The sequence below is a fragment of the Arthrobacter sp. R4 genome (genome assembly GCF_051365025.1).
Classification (GTDB): Bacteria; Actinomycetota; Actinomycetes; order Actinomycetales; family Micrococcaceae; genus Arthrobacter.
Genome location: NZ_JBLWIJ010000019.1, coordinates 1 through 17,896, shown reverse-complemented (window position 1 = coordinate 17,896; position 17,896 = coordinate 1). Strand labels below are relative to the sequence as shown.

The 17,896-nt window shown below is 63.4% G+C and carries 12 protein-coding genes and 2 tRNA genes; 13 read left to right on the top strand and 1 reads right to left on the bottom strand.

The annotated features are described in order from the left end of the window. Nucleotides 1–60: 60 nt before the first annotated feature. The 6 genes from serA to ACLKOZ_RS12985 all read left to right on the top strand — a co-directional run bounded on the left by serA (nucleotide 61) and on the right by ACLKOZ_RS12985 (nucleotide 9,444). Nucleotides 61–1,650 (top strand): phosphoglycerate dehydrogenase, encoded by a 1,590-nt coding sequence (gene serA / locus ACLKOZ_RS13010; protein WP_436475553.1) that lies wholly within the window; start codon nucleotides 61–63, stop codon nucleotides 1,648–1,650. A gap of 206 nt (nucleotides 1,651–1,856) precedes the next feature. Continuing rightward, nucleotides 1,857–4,652: an ABC transporter permease gene (locus ACLKOZ_RS13005; RefSeq protein ID WP_337345921.1), complete on the top strand. Its 2,796-nt coding sequence runs from the start codon at nucleotides 1,857–1,859 to the stop codon at nucleotides 4,650–4,652. Then, nucleotides 4,649–5,404 carry an ABC transporter ATP-binding protein gene (locus tag ACLKOZ_RS13000; RefSeq protein WP_131131755.1) on the top strand — a complete coding sequence of 252 codons (756 nt, stop codon included), beginning with the start codon at nucleotides 4,649–4,651 and terminating at the stop codon, nucleotides 5,402–5,404. The genes ACLKOZ_RS13005 and ACLKOZ_RS13000 overlap by 4 nt, the downstream gene beginning before the upstream one ends. A 33-nt stretch (nucleotides 5,405–5,437) precedes the next feature. Further along, entirely contained in the window at nucleotides 5,438–6,997 is a 1,560-nt protein-coding gene (gene metG / locus ACLKOZ_RS12995; RefSeq protein ID WP_436475550.1) for a methionine--tRNA ligase, read from the top strand. Nucleotides 6,998–7,167: 170 nt separating this feature from the next. Then, entirely contained in the window at nucleotides 7,168–8,220 is a 1,053-nt protein-coding gene (locus tag ACLKOZ_RS12990) for a 3-isopropylmalate dehydrogenase (protein ID WP_310161981.1), read from the top strand. Between the two features lie 111 nt (nucleotides 8,221–8,331). Then, on the top strand, nucleotides 8,332–9,444 hold the full coding sequence (locus tag ACLKOZ_RS12985) for a branched-chain amino acid aminotransferase (RefSeq protein ID WP_436475548.1): 1,113 nt from the start codon (nucleotides 8,332–8,334) through the stop codon (nucleotides 9,442–9,444). 120 nt (nucleotides 9,445–9,564) lie between these two features. Here the strand turns inward: ACLKOZ_RS12985 and ACLKOZ_RS12980 are convergent, their stop codons facing one another. Further along, nucleotides 9,565–10,164 (bottom strand): hypothetical protein, encoded by a 600-nt coding sequence (locus ACLKOZ_RS12980; RefSeq protein ID WP_436475546.1) that lies wholly within the window; start codon nucleotides 10,162–10,164, stop codon nucleotides 9,565–9,567. Nucleotides 10,165–10,289: 125 nt separating this feature from the next. Between ACLKOZ_RS12980 and ACLKOZ_RS12975 the strand changes: the two genes are divergently transcribed. From ACLKOZ_RS12975 to ACLKOZ_RS12945, 7 genes are all read left to right on the top strand, one after another. Beyond that, nucleotides 10,290–11,090 (top strand): MBL fold metallo-hydrolase, encoded by an 801-nt coding sequence (locus tag ACLKOZ_RS12975; protein ID WP_436475544.1) that lies wholly within the window; start codon nucleotides 10,290–10,292, stop codon nucleotides 11,088–11,090. 41 nt (nucleotides 11,091–11,131) lie between these two features. Next, nucleotides 11,132–11,908: a fumarylacetoacetate hydrolase family protein gene (locus ACLKOZ_RS12970; RefSeq protein ID WP_337348933.1), complete on the top strand. Its 777-nt coding sequence runs from the start codon at nucleotides 11,132–11,134 to the stop codon at nucleotides 11,906–11,908. Between the two features lie 71 nt (nucleotides 11,909–11,979). Then, complete coding sequence (gltX, locus tag ACLKOZ_RS12965) at nucleotides 11,980–13,494, top strand: glutamate--tRNA ligase (RefSeq protein ID WP_436475541.1); 1,515 nt, start codon at nucleotides 11,980–11,982, stop codon at nucleotides 13,492–13,494. Further along, the gene (locus ACLKOZ_RS12960; RefSeq protein ID WP_436475539.1) at nucleotides 13,494–14,231 is read left to right on the top strand and encodes an HAD family hydrolase; all 738 of its coding nucleotides are present in this window, start codon (nucleotides 13,494–13,496) and stop codon (nucleotides 14,229–14,231) included. The genes gltX and ACLKOZ_RS12960 overlap by 1 nt, the downstream gene beginning before the upstream one ends. Nucleotides 14,232–14,637: 406 nt before the next feature. Further along, nucleotides 14,638–16,965: a heparinase II/III domain-containing protein gene (locus ACLKOZ_RS12955; protein ID WP_436475537.1), complete on the top strand. Its 2,328-nt coding sequence runs from the start codon at nucleotides 14,638–14,640 to the stop codon at nucleotides 16,963–16,965. A gap of 158 nt (nucleotides 16,966–17,123) precedes the next feature. Next, nucleotides 17,124–17,195 (top strand) — tRNA-Gln (locus ACLKOZ_RS12950). Nucleotides 17,196–17,324: 129 nt separating this feature from the next. After that, nucleotides 17,325–17,397: transfer RNA gene (locus tag ACLKOZ_RS12945), tRNA-Glu, on the top strand. Nucleotides 17,398–17,896 lie beyond the last annotated feature (499 nt).

Here is a 17,896-nt window from a genome sequence, read left to right as displayed (position 1 = left end):
CGGCCTTTCCGTCAGCCTAGACTTGACTTATCCCCAGGACTGCAACGCAGAGGATCAACCGTGTCAAAACCCGTAGTACTGCTCGCCGAAGAACTTTCGCCCGCCACGATCGAGGCCCTGGGCCCGGACTTCGAGATCCGCCAGACGGACGGCGCCGACCGGTCCCAGCTGCTCTCCGCCATCGCCGATGTGGATGCCATCCTGGTCCGCTCTGCCACGCAGGTGGACGCCGAAGCCATCGCCGCAGCGAAGAACCTGAAGGTCATCGCTCGTGCCGGCGTCGGCCTGGACAACGTGGATATCAAGGCTGCAACGCAGGCAGGTGTGATGGTGGTCAACGCCCCCACCTCGAACATCGTCTCCGCTGCAGAACTGACGGTAGGCCACATCCTGAGCCTGGCACGGCACATCCCGCAGGCCAGCTCCGCCCTTAAAGGCGGTGAATGGAAGCGCTCGAAGTACACGGGCATCGAACTCTTCGAGAAGAAGGTCGGCATCATCGGCCTCGGCCGCATCGGCGCCCTGGTCGCCGCCCGCCTGCAGGGCTTCGACACCGAAATCCTCGCCTACGACCCCTACATCACCTCGGCCCGCGCGGCGCAGCTCGGCGTCAGGCTGGTCAGTCTCGACGAGCTCCTGAGCCAGTCCGACTTCGTCACCATCCACATGCCCAAGACCCCTGAAACCGTTGGCATGCTCGGCGCGGACGCCTTCACCAAGATGAAGTCCACCGCCTACGTCGTGAACGTCGCCCGTGGCGGACTGGTGGATGAGGAAGCCCTCTACGCCGCGCTCCAGGACAAGCAGATCGCCGGCGCAGCCGTGGATGTCTTCGTCAAGGAACCCAGCACCGATCTGCCGTTCTTCACCCTGGATAACGTAATCGTGACTCCGCACCTGGGTGCCTCCACCGATGAGGCACAGGAGAAGGCTGGCGTTTCGGTCGCCAAGTCCGTGCGCCTGGCGTTGGCCGGAGAATTGGTTCCGGACGCCGTCAACGTCGCCGGCGGGGTCATTGCCCCCGACGTCCGCCCGGGCATCCCGCTGATCGAGAAGCTGGGCCGGATCTTCACCGCGCTGACCCACGCCTCGCTGACCCAGATCGACGTCGAGGTTGCCGGCGAAATTGCTGCGCTGGACGTCAAGGTCCTCGAACTCGCAGCCCTGAAGGGCATCTTCGCCGATGTCGTGACCGAGCAGGTCTCCTACGTCAACGCCCCGGTCATTGCCGAACAGCGCGGCATCAACACCCGCCTGATCACCACGCCGGAAGCAGAGGACTACCGCAACGTCCTGACCATCAGGGGCGCGCTGAGCGACGGCTCACAGATCTCCGTTGCGGGTACCCTCACCGGGCCTAAGCAGGTTGAGAAGCTCGTGGGCCTCAACGGCTACGACGTAGAGATTCCCATCAGCGAGCACCTTGTGGTGGTGGCCTACTCCGACCGTCCCGGCGTGATCGGCACCATCGGTCATATCCTGGGCATGAACAACATCAACATCGCCGGAATGCAGGTTGCGCGCCAGGCGGAGGGTGGCCAGGTCCTGGCCCTTCTGACGATCGACAGCTCCGTGCCGCAGCAGGTGCTGGACGCCATCAAGGCAGGCATCGGCGCCGAAATGGTCCGCGAAGTGGACCTCGAGGACTAGCATCCCCAGCATGTGAACTACGCGTGACCTCGACTTAACGTCGGCCACGTATGATTGGCCGGTCTGCTTACAATGGCTAGGTCCTGATTCAGGACCGGGCCGGCAGGCCGGCCAATACTTTACGCACACCAGGCAGGAAACCAATCCTCACGTCCGTCAACCGCGGATGATGGTGTGCGCACGCAATCCAGGTTTCAGGGAGCCCAATGAACGCCGTCCAGAGGTTCATCAGAAGCAAAGTGCTGCTGCTGACCGCGGCCATCTTGATCGCAGCCATGTGCTTGTCGGTCCTCGTCCAAGGCCAGTCGCAGGCCGCACTTAACAGGACCGTGGATGAGAACTCACGCGGACTTTACGATGTTCTGGTCCAGGCCAAAGCGGGATCCGGCGCGCTGATGCAGCCGGAAATCGCCAGCGGCAGCGGCGGCATCAGCTTCGAACAGCTGGAGTCCATCCGCGACCTGACAGGCACGTCGGTGGCAGCGCCCATCAGCCTGGTCTCGCGAGTGACCCAGAACCTTGAAGCACCGAGGCTGGACGCCATGGACTACCTCGGCTACAACGCCGGGCTCGCGGGCACCGCCACAGCTGACCAGGCCGCGGGTGCGACCTCGCCGGACAAGTGGCCGGCCGCAGAATCGGTCCTGAGCGACACCGCCAAGAAGTACCGCCTCACGGCCAGCGCCGTCAGCTCCGACGGCGTCTCCGAGCAGACCCTCTTCAAATCCACGGCAGAAGGCAGCCTCGGCAAGGCCAAGCTCGTGGAGGAACAGGCCGCCGGAGGAAGCAGCATCCGCATTGCCGCCCCCAAGGACGAAACCGGGATCAAGTTCCCTGACCCGGCCGGCGGCTCCGAGCACAACCTCTTTAATCTTTCCGTGTCGCTGCCCTTGTCGCCCGAAGTAACGGAGTCCGTCGTCGCCGTCGATCCTGTGGCCGAACGTGCGCTGCTGGGTTCGGCTGGTGACTTCCTGGCTCCGTTGGAGAAGGCGCCGCCCGCCGATGCCCGCAACGCCGGGGCCATTGGCCGTCACTTCGAAAGCCTCTTCACCAACGGCATCAGCACGGAAGAGCTGGCGGAGGGCCCTGACTTCCTGGGCGTTAAGCTCAAGTACTGGGCACCCCTGATGACCCAGTACCAGCAGGCAAAGCGTAACGGACAGCTCACGGCGGACTCACAGGCCATCCCCTTGATTGTCCGTTCGGGCACATCCCTTGACCTGAAGTACAACGTCAAGATCGAAGAGATCGACGACTCCGGCAAGGTGGTCAAGGAGGTCGGGACTGCCTCCCGTTCCCTGGACAAGGACTACCTTCCGTTCGTGTCCAAGGATCCCTTCGCGCTGTCCTGGCCCGGTTCAACCGATCACTCGTCCGTCCTTGGCAACCAGGGCAACTTCAACCAGGGCCTTTACACACCGGCCACCTGGAGCACCGACTTTGCCGCCGCGCCGAAGTACACCGATGGCGAAACCGCGGCCAACGGCGCCGTCGAAAAGTCGGCCGTTCCCGGCGAGTGGGTGACCGTTAACAGGCTGCCTGAGAAGACACCGTCCGGCGGTCCGGTGGATCAGACCCAGCGTGAGCCCGTGGATGAGCGCTCGTACCGCGAAAACCTGGAGACGGGGGAGAAGCTGGCGGCGCCCCTCGCGATGGTCTACGGAACCTTTGACCCGTCAGCTGTGGCAAAGGCAGCCGGCGACGTCAACCGGCTCCCACTGGGCGGCTACGACCCCACGCCGTTCACCCTGACCAAGGACGCGGACGGCAAGGACGTCACGGCTACCGAACTTGAGCCCTCCCTCAGCGCCACCGGCCTGGCGAGCCAGTCGGCTGGTGCAATCACCGATTACTACGGCCTCGCCGCTGCCCGCGGTTATAAGGACAACGCCGCTGTCATCGACGCTGTGCGGGTCCGGGCCAAGGCCCCCGGAAGCTGGAAGCAGGCACAGCCCGACGTCGAAAAGCTGGCCAGTGAGATCCGCGAGATGGGCCTGGAAGCCACTGTTGTTGCCGGCTCCGCCCGCGAGGATGCCAGCATCTTCGTTCCCGGCTACTCCAAGGATGGCGCCGGCAAGGAATCGGCCCTGGGTACCGTCCAGCAGTCCTGGGTACGGCAGAACGCCGCCGACGCCGTTTCCGGTTCGCTGACCGGAACCAACGTCACCCTGTTGTTCCTGACGCTTTGCGGAGCTGCCCTGCTGACAGGCGCCTCCACCGTCAGCTACATCCGCAAACGCAAGAGTGAAGCCGGAACCTTGCGCGCCATGGGTTGGACCCAGAGGCGGATCCGCAGCTGGGTGCTGGAGGAATTCGGCGTTGGTGCCGCGCTCCTCGCCGTGGCGGGAATCGTCCTGAGCGTTGTGAGCTGGAGCCTGACAACGGTCATCGTGTCCGCATCAGTCCTCGTGCTGTATGCGGCAGCAGCCTTCTTCGCGGCGCAGCAGCTGCGGCACCGTGACGTTGTGGACCAGGAACCGCAGCACGACGAGCGCCTGATCCCGGTGGATTCTCCCTTGACGTTCGCCAACAGGCAGCTCAGCACCAACAAGTTCAACACGCTCTCGCTGGCCGTCGCCGTGGGTGTCTTCGGGGCCGCTGTTGGCGGGTTGATCGCACTGCTCATCGACATCCCACGGGCCGCCGGCGCAAGCGCACTGAGCGGACTCGCCGCTGCCAGCGTCGCCTTCCCCAGCATCCTTTTGGCCCTTTCGGGCGTGATTGTGGGACTCGTGCTCACTTTGGTGACCGGACGGTTTGAGCTCAACGCGAAACGCCAGTACCTTGGCATCCTTGAAGCCATGGGCTGGAATCCGGACATGCTCCGCCAGGTCCGTCTGTTCGAAAACGCCCTGGTGGGCACGGTGGCGCTGCCGCTGGGCGTGCTGGGCGCGCTGGGCATCGGGCTCCTCCTTGCCCCCTATGCCGCCCTGTGGGCCGGAGTCGCCGGCCTCGTGGCTGTACTTTGCTGGATACCGATTGCAACGAAAGTGGTCCAATGACAAACGAGACGAATGTTCACCGGAGCCGGAGGTCCGGCTCGGTTGAGGCGCCCCTGCAGACCCGTGCCAACACCATCGTCAAGGCCTCGGACCACGGGACTCCGCTGGAACTGAGCGACATCACCATTCGGTATGGCGGGGGCAAGGGCGGTGCGGAGGCTGTCAGCGTTGTCGAAGGCTTTGACCTGACGCTGCACGCTGGCGAGATGCACTGTGTCGCCGGCCGAAGCGGATCCGGCAAGACCAGCATCCTGACCGTGGGCGCGGGCCTGACGCTGCCGACGTCGGGCCGGGTCTTCTGGGAAGGTGATTCGCTCGAAAGCATGGGCGACGACGAAATCGCCGACCGCCGTCGGGCCCTGATCGGCTACGTGGACCAAGGCGGGGCACTGATCGACGGCATGAGCGCGCTGGAAAACGTGCTCCTGCCGGCCGTGCCCGACGGCGAGGTGGAGCAGCGCCGCGACATGGCCAAGGACCTGTTGGACCTCGTTGGGCTCGGCCGCCGGATGAGGCACCGCCCCGCACAGCTCTCGGGCGGCGAACGCCAACGTGTGGCCATTGCCCGTGCGCTGATCCTGGGCACCCGTGTCCTGGTGGTGGACGAGCCGACCGCAAGCCTGGACAGGGCATCCGCCAACCGCATCATCAGCATCCTCAAAGACACCACTAACGACGGAATCGCAGTGCTGGTCGCTTCACACGACCACGAACTGGTCCGCCTGAGCGATACGCTGACTGAACTTATCTAGCCCGTCCCTTCGCACCAAAGGTACCGTCCGCACGTGACTGCTCCAGAGAAAACCCCGTTCTACATCACCACTGCCATCACGTACCCCAACGGGGTGCCCCACATCGGCCACGCGTATGAGTACATCGCCACCGATGCCATGGCGCGGTTCAAGCGGTTGGACGGTTATGACGTGATGTTCCTGACCGGCACGGACGAACACGGCATGAAGATCGCCCAGACGGCCGAAAAGGAAGGCATCACTCCCAAGGAGCTGGTGGACCGCAACGCCGAGGTCTACAAGGCTGCGCACTCCGCCCTGGGTATCACCTATGACCGGTTTATCCGCACCACGGACGAGGACCACTACGCCGCCTCGCAGGCCATCTGGAAGAAGATGGAAGCCAACGGCGATATTTACCTGTCCAAATATGAGGGCTGGTACTCCGTCCGCGACGAAGCTTTCTACGTTGAGGACGACACCGTGGTCAAGGACGACGGCGTGCGCTACTCGAAAGAGACCGACACCGAGGTGACCTGGACTGCGGAGGAGAGTTACTTCTTCCGGCTGTCCGCCTACCAGGACCGCCTTCTGGCGCTGTATGAGGCCCAGCCCGAATTTGGCGCGCCGCAGTCCCGGTTCAACGAGGTCATCAGCTTCGTAAAGCGCGGCCTCGAAGACCTGTCCATCAGCCGAACCACCTTCGACTGGGGCGTTCCCGTCCCGGGCAACGACAAGCATGTGATGTACGTCTGGGTGGACGCCCTCACGAACTACCTCACGGGTGTGGGCTACCCCGATGTCGACTCGGAATCGTTTAGGAAGTTCTGGCCCGCCGACGTCCACGTCATCGGCAAGGACATCTCGCGCTTCCACGCCATCTACTGGCCAGCCTTCCTGATGAGCGCCGGGCTGGAACTGCCCAAGCGGGTCATGATCCACGGCTTCCTGCACAACAACGGCGTCAAGATGTCCAAGTCACTCGGCAACGTCGTGGCGCCCGCAGACTTCGTGGCGCAGTACGGCCTGGACCAGGTACGGTTTTTCTTCCTCCGCGAGGTCCCGTTCGGCGCCGACGGCAGCTACAACCACGAAGCCATCGTGGGGCGCATGAACTCCGACCTCGCCAACAACTTCGGAAACCTTGCTCAGCGGTCACTGTCCATGGTGGCCAAGAACTGCGAAGGCCAGGTACCGGTACCCGGTACCTTCACCGCTGCGGATACGGCGATCCTGGAGCAGGCCAACGGGTTGCTTGAGGCGGCACGGGCCGCCTTCGAAAAGCAGGAGTTCAGCCGCGCCCTTGAGGCCATCTGGGCCGTCCTGGGAGACACCAACGCCTACTTTGCGGACCAAGCGCCCTGGGTCCTGCGCAAGACCGACGTCGAACGCATGAACACGGTGCTGTACGTGACGCTGGAAGTGCTGCGGATTGTGGCTATCCTCGCGCAGCCGGTCATGCCCACCGCCACGGCCGCGCTGCTGGATACACTCGGCCAGCCCGACGGCGCGTCCCGGCAGTTCTCCGCGCTCACCACACCGATTGCTGCAGGAACGCCGCTGCCCGCTCCGGCCCCGGTTTTCCCCAAGTACGAGGAGCCCACCGAGGCCTAGCATCACGGACGCTCTCTCACTTCCTTTTCCGAGGTGAGAGAGCGTTTGCCGTTAAGGTGCAGGAAGTGGGAGAGGGCCGCCCCGAAACGTGCACGAACCGGGAGCGTCCCGGGGTTTCGAATAATGAGACGGTTTGACCAGAATGTGGATGACTTGGCTACCCTGAAATCATGAGCGCATCCACCATCAATCTCGCTGTCATTCCCGGTGACGGCATTGGCCCCGAGGTCATTGCCGAGGCACTGAAGGTCCTCGAAAAGGCCGTCGCCGCCGAAGGTGTTGACCTCGAGCAGCACCACTACAAGCTCGGGGCCGAACACTGGCTGGCCACGGGGGAGACCCTTCCGGATGAGGTCCTGGAGGACCTGCGGACGCGCGACGCGATTCTCTTCGGCGCGGTTGGTGCAGCACCCGGCGACACCCGGATCCCGTCCGGCATCATCGAGCGGGAGATGCTGCTCAAGCTCCGCTTCAGCCTGGACCACTACGTCAACCTGCGGCCATCCCGGCTCTTTGGCACGGTGGGAAGCCCGCTGGCCAACCCTGGAACCATCGATTTCATTGTCGTCCGTGAAGGAACCGAGGGCCCCTACGTCGGCAACGGCGGCACGCTGCGCGGCGGCACTCCGCACGAAGTAGCCACCGAAGTCTCACTGAACACCGCCCACGGCGTGGAGCGTGTGGTCCGGGATGCCTTCCGCCGTGCCAGCGCACGCGAACGCAAGCACGTCACCCTTGTCCACAAGCACAACGTCCTGGTCTTCGCCGGCCACCTGTGGAAGCGGACAGTTGAGGCGGTGGCCAAGGAATTCCCCGAGGTCACCCACGACTACCTGCACGTAGACGCGGCCACGATCTTCATGGTCACCGATCCGTCGCGTTTTGACGTGATCGTCACGGATAACCTCTTCGGTGACATCCTGACGGACCTCGCCGCGGCCATCACCGGCGGCATCGGGCTGGCCGCCTCGGGCAACATCAACATGGACCGCACCGCGCCCTCCATGTTCGAACCCGTCCACGGTTCCGCACCGGACATCGCCGGGCAGCAGAAGGCGGACCCCACTGCCGCCATCCTGTCAGCGGCACTTCTGCTGGACCACCTCGGCTACACCGAGGCGGCCCGGAAGATCGAAGCGGCGGTCATAACCGACGTCGAAAACCGCGACGGCGGCTCCCGCACCACCAGTGCCATCGGAGATGCCATCGCTGCAGCGCTCTAGGCCGTGCCCTAGAGACTCGGTTAACCGGCGTAAGCTAGTTTCGAATCACCAAATGCTGCCCTGGGGTTCAAGGATGAACCACATCCACAGGCAGCCGATCGTGGAGGAACCATGACTCAGACCGCCCATGGCGTCGAATTCAACCAGCAGCCCTCGGCAACCCCGAAGTCCGCTGAAGAGCGTGCAGCCATCCTGGCCAACCCAGGGTTTGGCAACTACTTCACCGACCACACCGCCATCGTCGACTACAGCGTCGACGAGCACGGCGAGGGCGGCTGGTACGACCCCCGGGTCGAGGCCTACGGACCGATTTCGCTGGACCCGTCCGCGGCAGTCTTGCACTATGGCCAGGAGATCTTCGAAGGTCTCAAGGCCTACCGCCACGCCGACGGATCCATCTGGACGTTCCGCCCTGAAGCCAACGCCGCCCGCCTGAACAAGTCCGCCCGCCGCTTGGCCCTGCCGGAGCTTCCCGTGGAGTACTTCCTGGGCGCCATCCGCGAGCTGGTTGCCGCAGACAAGGAATGGGTTCCGGCCGGCGATGGCGAGGCCCTGTACCTGCGTCCGTTCATGATCGCCACCGAGGCTTTCCTGGGTGTTCGTGCGGCGCGTGAAGTGTCATTCCGCGTCATTGCTTCCCCGGCCGGCAACTACTTCGGCGGCGAACTGAAGCCCGTTTCCATCTGGATTTCCCGTGAGTATGCACGCGCAGGCCGCGGCGGCACGGGAGCGGCAAAGTGCGGTGGCAACTACGCGGCCTCGCTTATCGCCCAGCAGGAGGCAGAGGCCAACGGCTGCAAGCAGGTGCTGTTCCTGGACCAGTTCAATGACAACGCCGTTGAAGAGCTCGGCGGCATGAACGTCTTCTTCGTGATGAAGGACGGCTCCCTGGTCACTCCCGCCCTCACCGGCACCATCCTCGAGGGCGTCACCCGGATGTCAGTCATCCAGGTGGCCAAGGACATGGGACGCAACGTCACCGAACGCAAGATCACCCTGGACGAGTGGCGTGACGGCGTGGCTTCCGGCGAGATCACCGAGGTGTTCGCCTGCGGAACCGCTGCTGTTATCACTCCCATTGGCGTGCTGAAGGACGCCACGGAGTTCATTGGCTCCGAAGACGCCAAAGCGGGGGAGACCACCATGGCCATCCGCGAGCAGCTTTTGGGCATCCAGACCGGCGCCCTGCCAGACACGCACGGCTGGCTGACCCGCCTGGCCTAGCCGGGATACAGCGCAAGAGAAAGGTACGACGGCGGCTGGCCGGCACTGCGGTACGTCAAGCGCAGTGCCGGGCAACCGCCGTCGTTCTTCCCTTTCTGCAGGCAAAGCCGGCCCCGGGCATCAGCGTCGCGCGGCCTTCCGGGCAGCGTTCTTGAGCGCCTTGCGGGACACCGGCTTCAGGGCCTTGCGGGCAGCTTCGTCCTTGAGGGCCTGGTTACGGCGGGCGTCTATCATGTCGTTCCACAGCGTCGTTGCGAAGGTGCCGCCATCCTGCGCGTACACATCATAGGGATAGCCCGCAAAAATGGACGGCGTGGTGCTGCCTGTGGGCAGTTCCCTGCCCGTTGCCGTCGCGACGGCGTCCGCGACGGCCCAGGTCCGCGTCAGATGGTGGACCAGGTTTTCCTGGACAAAAACGTTCGCATCGCTGGAGGCAGCAGCGCGTCTGAGGAGTGCAGCCAGGTCATCCGCCAGGAAGGTGGCCGCCTGTTCTTCGACGGGTGTTGGACGTGACCGGAAATCCTCCGCGACGCCTTCCACCGCCTCGCTCCAGTCGGACGTCCCGCGGAACGTCCGCCATGTGGGAAACCACACGATGGCTCCAGTCGCGTGGTTATGGATGTGCTGCAGACCGCTGTTTTTCTCGGTGGCAGCGTGGTCATGGCCAGCTGAGTCAGCTTCGGCGATGAGGTCTGCAATGGTGCGGGGTGTGTCGCTCATGTGTCCGGTTCCGGCTTTCCTGATGGAGATCTTGTGCTCTTCATGGTGGTCAACCCGGTTTGTTGGCTGTTCTATTCCGGCGGCGTGACCGGTGCCGGAGCCGCGGCTGGTGCAAAGATGGGTTTGTGACTTCAGCTTCCAGCCCTGGCCTGCAGCGCAGCTCTGCCTTGACGCAGTTCGTCCTTGCCCCCAATCCAGGACCCATGAGCCTGGAGGGCACCAACTCCTACGTATTACGGGGTGGCGGTAGCCCGTCCGCTGTTGTCGTGGACCCCGGCCCGCTGGACGAACAGCATCTTCAGGCGCTGGCGGCTGCTGGACCCGTCGAACTCATCCTGGTCACGCACCGGCACGCGGACCACACGGCCGGTTCAGCCGCGCTGCATCAGCTGACGGGCGCGCCGGTCCGAGCCGCCGAACCCGCCCACTGCCATGGCGGCGGGTCGCCCCTCCTGGACGGCGAGATCGTCGTGATGGCGGGCCTGGAAATCCGGGTCCTGGCCACACCCGGCCACACCTCTGATTCCGTCTGTTTCCACCTTCCCGACGACGGCGGCCGCGGTTCCGTGCTGACCGGCGACACCATCCTGGGCCGCGGCACCACCATGCTGGACTACCCGGACGGGACGCTCGGGGACTACCTTGCCTCGCTGGACAGGCTGGAAGCGCTGGGGGCCGCAACGGTCCTGCCTGCCCACGGGCCCGTGCTGCCGTCCCTGGAGGCGATCGTCCGCGACTACCGAGGCCACCGGCACGAACGCCTCGACCAGATCCGGGCCGCACTGGACCGGCTGGGCCGCAACGCCGCTGTCAGTGACGTCGCCGACGCCGTGTATTCCGACGTCGGACCATCTGTGCGGCGTGCGGCCGAAATGTCTGTCGCAGCGCAGCTGGACTACCTGCGCGGAGGCGCCGGGCACCGTTGAATGCGCCGGGCCGCACGGCCGAAGACTGTAGGCTGGGAACCATGCGTATTGCCAGGTTTGTAGTCGATTCTGATCCCCTTTACGGCATTGTGGAGGGCCAGCCAGGCAGTGAGGAAATCACTGTCATCCACGGTGACCCGTTCTTTAACGGCGTGGAGCGTACGGCGGTCCACCACAAGCTCGAAGACGTCCGCCTGCTCGCGCCGATCATTCCCCGCAGCAAGGTGATTGGCGTTGGCCGCAACTTCGTGGAGCATGCCCATGAACTCGGCAACGAGGTGCCTGCCCATCCGCTGCTCTTTCTGAAGCCCAACACGTCCGTGGTGGGCCCGAACGACCCCGTTGTGCTGCCTGAATTTTCCGAGGAAGTCTCCTTCGAGGCGGAGCTGTGCGTGGTCATTGGCCGGATCTGCAAGGACGTCCCGGAGGAACGCGTCGACGACGTCATCTTCGGGTACACATGCGGTAACGACCTCACCGCCCGGGATGTCCAGAAAACGGACCTGCAGTGGGCGCGTGCCAAGGGCTTTGACACATCGGCGCCGCTGGGGCCGTGGATCGAGACCGAACTGGACACCGAGGACCTCCAGATCCAGGGCCGGCTCAACGGCGAGCTGCGGCAGGACGGCAGTACCAGCCAAATGATCCGCAGCGTCCGGGAACTGGTGTCCATCGTCTCGCAGGCCTTCACCCTGCTGCCGGGGGATGTCATCATGACCGGGACTCCTGCCGGGGTGGGCCTGGTGCAGGCCGGCGACCGCTATGAAGTGGAGATCGAAGGGATCGGGCGGCTGTCCAACCCCATCGTGCGCCGCTGACGGTCCGCCCAACCCAAGGGTCCCGGGACGGAGCAGCAGGGCAGGCAGCAGGCGGTAAAGTTGGAGCCACTATGACTACTGCTTCTGCGTCGAACCCTGCCTCCGTCCCCACCGTTACCGCCGACACCCCCGTGCGTGTCCGGTTCTGCCCCTCACCCACCGGGACGCCGCACGTGGGCCTGATCCGCACGGCCCTGTTCAATTGGGCCCACGCCAAGCACACCAAGGGCACGTTTGTGTTCCGCATCGAGGACACGGACGCAGCACGCGACTCGGAAGAGAGCTACCAGCAGTTGCTGGAAGCCCTGAAATGGCTGGGGATCACTTGGGAAGAGGGCGTTGAGGTCGGCGGTCCGCACGAGCCGTACCGTCAGTCCCAGCGGCTGGACCTCTACAAGGACGTAGTCGCCAAGCTCCTTGAAGCGGGTTACGCCTACGAGTGCTACTCCTCGCCGGAGGAAGTCGAGGCACGCCACCGTGCCGCCGGACGCGACCCCAAGCTCGGTTACGACAACTTTGACCGGGAACTCAGCGAAGATCAGCTCGCGGCGTTCAGGGCCGAGGGCCGCCAGCCGGTCCTGCGCGTCCGGATGCCTGACGAGGACGTCGTTTTCACTGACCTGGTCCGCGGCGACATCACGTTCAAAGCCGGAAGTATCCCGGACTACGTCATCGTTCGTGCTGACGGATCCCCGCTGTATACGCTGGTGAACCCCGTAGACGACGCCCTGATGGGGATCACGCACGTGCTGCGCGGCGAGGACCTCCTGTCCTCCACCCCCCGCCAGGTGGTGCTGATCCGCTACCTGATGGACATCGGCGTCGCCAGCTACCTGCCGCTCTTTGGCCACCTCCCGTACGTGATGGGTGAGGGCAACAAGAAGCTGTCCAAGCGTGACCCGCAGTCCAACCTGTTCCTGCTGCGCGATCGTGGATTCATTCCCGAGGGCCTGCTGAACTACCTCTCACTGCTCGGCTGGAGCCTTTCGGCCGATGAGGACATCTTCACCGTGGACCAGTTGATTGAATACTTTGACGTCAAGGACGTCCTGGCCAACCCGGCGCGGTTCGACATCAAAAAGGCCGAGGCCATCAACGGCACCCACATCCGCATGCTCGACCCGGAAGACTTCCGTGACCGGCTTGTGCCGTACCTGCGCACTGCAGGCTTCGTGGGGGAGCAGCCCACAGCGCGCCAGGAGGAAATCCTTACCGAAGCCGCGCCGCTGATCCAGGAACGCATCACGTTGCTGGGCGAGGCGCCGGAGATGCTGGGATTCCTGTTCAAAGCAGACGATGCCATCGACGTCGCCGACGACGCCCGCAAGGGCATGCCGGAGAATCTCAGCGAGGTCCTCGAGGCCGCCATCGCGGCGCTGGAGCCCATTGCGGAGTGGAACCCTGAGAACATCCAGGCCGCCCTGAAGCAGGCCCTCGTGGAGGACTTGGGGATCAAGCCACGGCTGGCGTTCGGTCCGGTCCGGACAGCCATCTCCGGGCGTCGGATCTCGCCGCCCTTGTTCGAGTCCATGGTGATCCTCGGCAAGGACTCCTCCCTTGCCCGGCTCCGCACCTTCCGCGGCTGATGGCTTCTCCCGGCCAGCGAGCTGAGGGTTTCCTTGAGACGCCGTTCGGCACCATCAGGGGGATTCTCTTCGACATAGATGACACCCTGGTGGACCTTGAATACGCCATGACCACCGCCCTGCGCGAGGTCAGCGAACACCTCCTTCCTGGCCTGGACCAGGCCGGCTGGGAGCGGTTCGGCAGGATCTTCACGCACGAAACCACCCACTACTACGACCGCTACCTGGCCGGGGAACTGACCTTCAACGACCAACGGCTGCTTCGTGGCCGCGCGGCCCTGGGCCATTTCGGCGTGGACCTTGCCGACGGCGAGGAGGCACACCAATGGCTGAGCGCGTACGGCCGGATCCAGCCTTCCTATGTCAGGGCTTTTGACGACGTTGCTCCGCTGCTTGATCTCCTGGATGAGGCAGGCGTCCCGTACGGTGCCGTGAGCAACAACGTGCACGATTATCAGCGGGCCAAACTGGACGGCGCCGGCCTGGAACGCATCATGCGGCTCGTGGGCACCGACACTGTCGGTGTAGCAAAGCCCCAGCCGGCGATTTACCTCGAGGGCGTACGACTCCTGGGGACCGAACCCGGGGACACGCTTTTTGTTGGCGACAACCGGCTGCTTGACGCCGAAGGGGCGACGGCGGCCGGTTTGCTGGGCGTTTGGCTCAACAGGGTGGGTGAACCGTCTCAGGGGTTTGAGGGCGACATGATCTCGTCGCTGGAGCAGATCAGGAGCTAGATCCAGCCAGCGTTTTGCGCTGGCGCGACGGCCGTTCCACGGCCCAAGTGGTGGGAACTGAGAACCCGAGTAGAGCGTGGGCCCTCGTGCAAGTGTCGGCCACTGCTTTTGCAAGTAATTCTCCGGCTAGCCCGAAATGTGACAATCCAAATTGGAGTAGTCACCACGCGTGTCTCAATATGCGCGCCTTCATAGACTCGAAATTCCTAGGGATGCATTAAACGCAGGCGTCTTCGCAGCCATTTCCTGTCTGCGGGTCATAGCCAGCGACCGTGATCGTTCGGCATCGTTGATTGACTCGATGCTCAATGAGCCGTTCCCTGTTGTGCCCTGATGTCTGTGCCTTTCCGTCCTTGGGTTGGCATGAGCGTTGACCCTGAGCCGCACTGGTATCCGGGGGTTCTCGATGTACGAGCAGTCATCCACCGAAGAGCGAAAAAGCAGTGCCCCGAGGGAGGCCCGGCGAGTCGCCGTCCGTGCCGCCGGAGCTGTTGCAGGCCTCGGCTTCAAATCCTGCTTGGCAGCGGCCACTGTTCTGGTCATCACCCTGGGTGGCCTTCTTGCTCCGCCTGCATTTGCTGCCACGCTAAGCGAGCAAAGAGCGTCATTGCGGCAGGCCCAGTATTCTGCGGCACAGGATTATGTTGCGTCGCGTGACTATGTCCCGAAGTTGGCGCGGGCCAACGGGCTTGTGATCAAGGGAGCAATTGCATCCGGACTGGAGATGCTGAAAGTTGTGGGGGACGAGCTGACGGCCGCATCGACGCAAAGTTCAATGGATGTGGTAGCAGCGAAGATGACGGCTGAGGTGCTGCGTGCTTCAACGGTAAAGAAAGGCGGATACCAGCTCACAATCCTGAAGGACTTGCGGGCAAAGCAGCAGCTGCTAGCGACAACTGCCCTCGCCGACCTGACGGCGGGCAAGATCACGGCGTCAACGTATGAGGCGCAAAAAGCGCGCACCAGTAGTTTCAGCACACAGCTTTCGGCGGACACCTCCAGGCAGCTCGGAGCGGTGGGGAAGGCTGTGCCCGCCCCGGCACTTGCGTCTCCGGCTTACGTGACGGCTTTGGAACAGGGGACAGGGAGCATTCCGACGGTATCGGGTTTGGTTGGATTTGCCGGTGGCTGTGCACTGCCGGCCGCATCCCCTGCCTTTAGGCCCGCGCTGCCTGCCGACGGTCCAGGGGTCGCAACCAACCAGCAGATCTTGCGGGATTCCCTCGCAGGCGCTTCAACGGACACAGCTACCGGGGCAGTTCACCGGCAGCTCCTCCGTGCGGCCGTGAACGAGTCGGCAATTGAAATGAACCTGGAGCAACTGCGATCGTCCTATGTGGTGCGTACTCCCAGACTTGCGTATGGATGGTTGTCCGGAAATGACGGTAAGGCGCGGGATGTGCTAACTGCGGACACTCAGCGCATCCTGCTGGGCGGGCCGGAAGGAATGACTACCTTGGCATCGTCGCATCTGTTGCTGGCAGCGTCCAGCGCCGCTGACTGGGTGAAGCTGCCGGCGTTGGACGAAACGGTACTCGTGCGGTGGCTGGGACCGCAGACGTGCCTGCACGAGGACCGCGACACTTTTGTAAAAGGGCCGACGAACTTGGGGGCGATACACAACGCGGCTAATTTCACGGCTGCAGCTGTCTTCTTGAAGTCCTGGCCGGAGCTGGCGGCCTCCCTGGCGCAGGAATCCCTGAAGTCAGTCCAGCCGGCACTGAACATGATTACCGCTGACGGGGGTACACAGGAGGGGCCGGGGTACTGGACCTACCAAAGCCGGGCGATTGCTGTACTGTACTCGACGCTGCCCAACGCGTACGGAACTCCGCCGGTGACCCTGCCGTCTCTGGAGAAGGTGTCCCATTATGCGATGAACAGCACGGGGCCGGACGGCCGGCCGAGTCCGTTCGCGGATGCCGAACCGAACGAGCTCAGCGGACTGATGCCGGCTTGGGACGCCCGAGTGCGCGGAGACGCTTCCGCGGCTGCATGGGTTGCTGGCCGGTTTGCGCAGAAGCCGGATGCATATCTGATGTGGTGGCGAATCGCGCCCGGGACGCTTCCTGCCAAGCAGTCAACTGTCTATACACAAACCGGACTTGCGGCGCTCCATGTCGTTGGGGGCACGGCGACCTTGAAAGGTGGCTCAAATGCGGCTAACCACGCGCACCTGGACCTGGGCACTATTTCGTTCTTCAGGAAAGGCATTGAATGGGCCGTTGACCCCGGACCGATGCCGCCGCTGACTCCCGGCTACTATTCTGAGAGTCAACGCCTTTCATACTGGAATCCCAGCACTTCGGCGCACTCTACAATTGCCTACACGGGCCTGAATCAGCCCACTTCTGCGGCGGCTCCAGTGCGTAGGGTCTCGTCTACTACAGCGACGGTGGATCTGCGGCAGGCGCTTCCGGGCACGTCAAACGCAACACGAACTGTTACTCATGGGAGCACCAGCATGATCGTCAAAGATGTAATTCGTTCCTCGGTGGCAAGAGACTTCACCTGGCAGTGGGTCACTGATGCCACGGTCAGTCTCGGAACCAACAGGGCCGTGTTGCGGCGGGATGGACAGGCAATCACCATCGCTCTGAACGGAGTTCCACCGGGGGCTGTACTGAGCGCAGAACCGGCGCCGGGAACCACGACGGACGGCAGGGCATTAACGATTCTTAAGCTCACGATGCCCCAGGTCACCTCTTTGGATCTGACCACGACGGCTTACTGACGGAGGAACGGCACCATGACGGCTGCGGCTACCCCCAGTGTGACCCACCTAACCGCTGATCGATTTGTGCGCTGGAAAAGTCTCAGGTAAAGTAATTACTCGTGCTGAGGCGCCGGGAGCGCTGGTTTAGACCTGCGGATCCGGCCCGAAGGTTCCATTGGGATATGGTGTAATTGGCAACACTACGGTTTCTGGTACCGTCATTCTAGGTTCGAGTCCTGGTATCCCAGCTCTGACAAATCCGTGAATCTTGCGGAAAATCAGGGGTTTCAAGACGGTCACTCCGATTTGAAACACCGGCTGAGTGTATGAAATACTCACTTAGCCTGAATGGCAGAAATGCTGTTCTGGAAGTACGAGGCCCCATCGTATAGCGGCCTAGTACGCTGCCCTCTCACGGCGGTAACGCGGGTTCGAATCCCGCTGGGGTCACAGCAGAATGGTCCCGGGTCTAGCCCGGGGCCATTTTTCTTTGATGCCACCTTCGATTCGGTTGATCGTGGAAGCGATCTCGTGGCAGGCGAATTCTAGGTGCAGGTAGACGTGAAGCTTCGGCTGGCGCCGGTTCTAACAAACGTTGCACTGGACGTGGATGAGATGACGGTGAGTCGCGGCTTCCCTCCGGCACTCGGACTGGGCTGGTGCTATTCCAGAGCACCCCTGGATGAACATACTGGTTCCGCTCTGGCACTGCGTCACAACGGTGTGGTTCATGTTGCTGTGTGCTCGGTGTGTCCAACCATTAACACCACATCGACCCCGTCGGCCAGGATCTGATCATGGACATCTTCCGTAATTGGTACCCCAGTGGGATGCTCTAGCTGTACTGCCCAGGCGGGTTGGTTAAACGGCTGATGGGCGGTTGGCCGCCGATTGCGGTGTGGGGCCTGTGGACTCTTCTATGTCTGTCAAGCCGCATTCATTGGTTCGA

Bases quoted from the DNA above. Each gene is read 5' to 3' on its own strand.
- ACLKOZ_RS13005 (WP_337345921.1), top strand. From the start codon at position 1,857: ATGAACGCCGTCCAGAGGTTCATCAGAAGCAAAGTGCTGCTGCTGACC.
- ACLKOZ_RS13000 (WP_131131755.1), top strand. From the start codon at position 4,649: ATGACAAACGAGACGAATGTTCACCGGAGCCGGAGGTCCGGCTCGGTT.
- ACLKOZ_RS12990 (WP_310161981.1), top strand. From the start codon at position 7,168: ATGAGCGCATCCACCATCAATCTCGCTGTCATTCCCGGTGACGGCATT.
- ACLKOZ_RS12985 (WP_436475548.1), top strand. From the start codon at position 8,332: ATGACTCAGACCGCCCATGGCGTCGAATTCAACCAGCAGCCCTCGGCA.
- ACLKOZ_RS12980 (WP_436475546.1), bottom strand. From the start codon at position 10,164: ATGAGCGACACACCCCGCACCATTGCAGACCTCATCGCCGAAGCTGAC.
- ACLKOZ_RS12970 (WP_337348933.1), top strand. From the start codon at position 11,132: ATGCGTATTGCCAGGTTTGTAGTCGATTCTGATCCCCTTTACGGCATT.
- gltX (WP_436475541.1), top strand. From the start codon at position 11,980: ATGACTACTGCTTCTGCGTCGAACCCTGCCTCCGTCCCCACCGTTACC.
- ACLKOZ_RS12960 (WP_436475539.1), top strand. From the start codon at position 13,494: ATGGCTTCTCCCGGCCAGCGAGCTGAGGGTTTCCTTGAGACGCCGTTC.
- ACLKOZ_RS12955 (WP_436475537.1), top strand. From the start codon at position 14,638: ATGTACGAGCAGTCATCCACCGAAGAGCGAAAAAGCAGTGCCCCGAGG.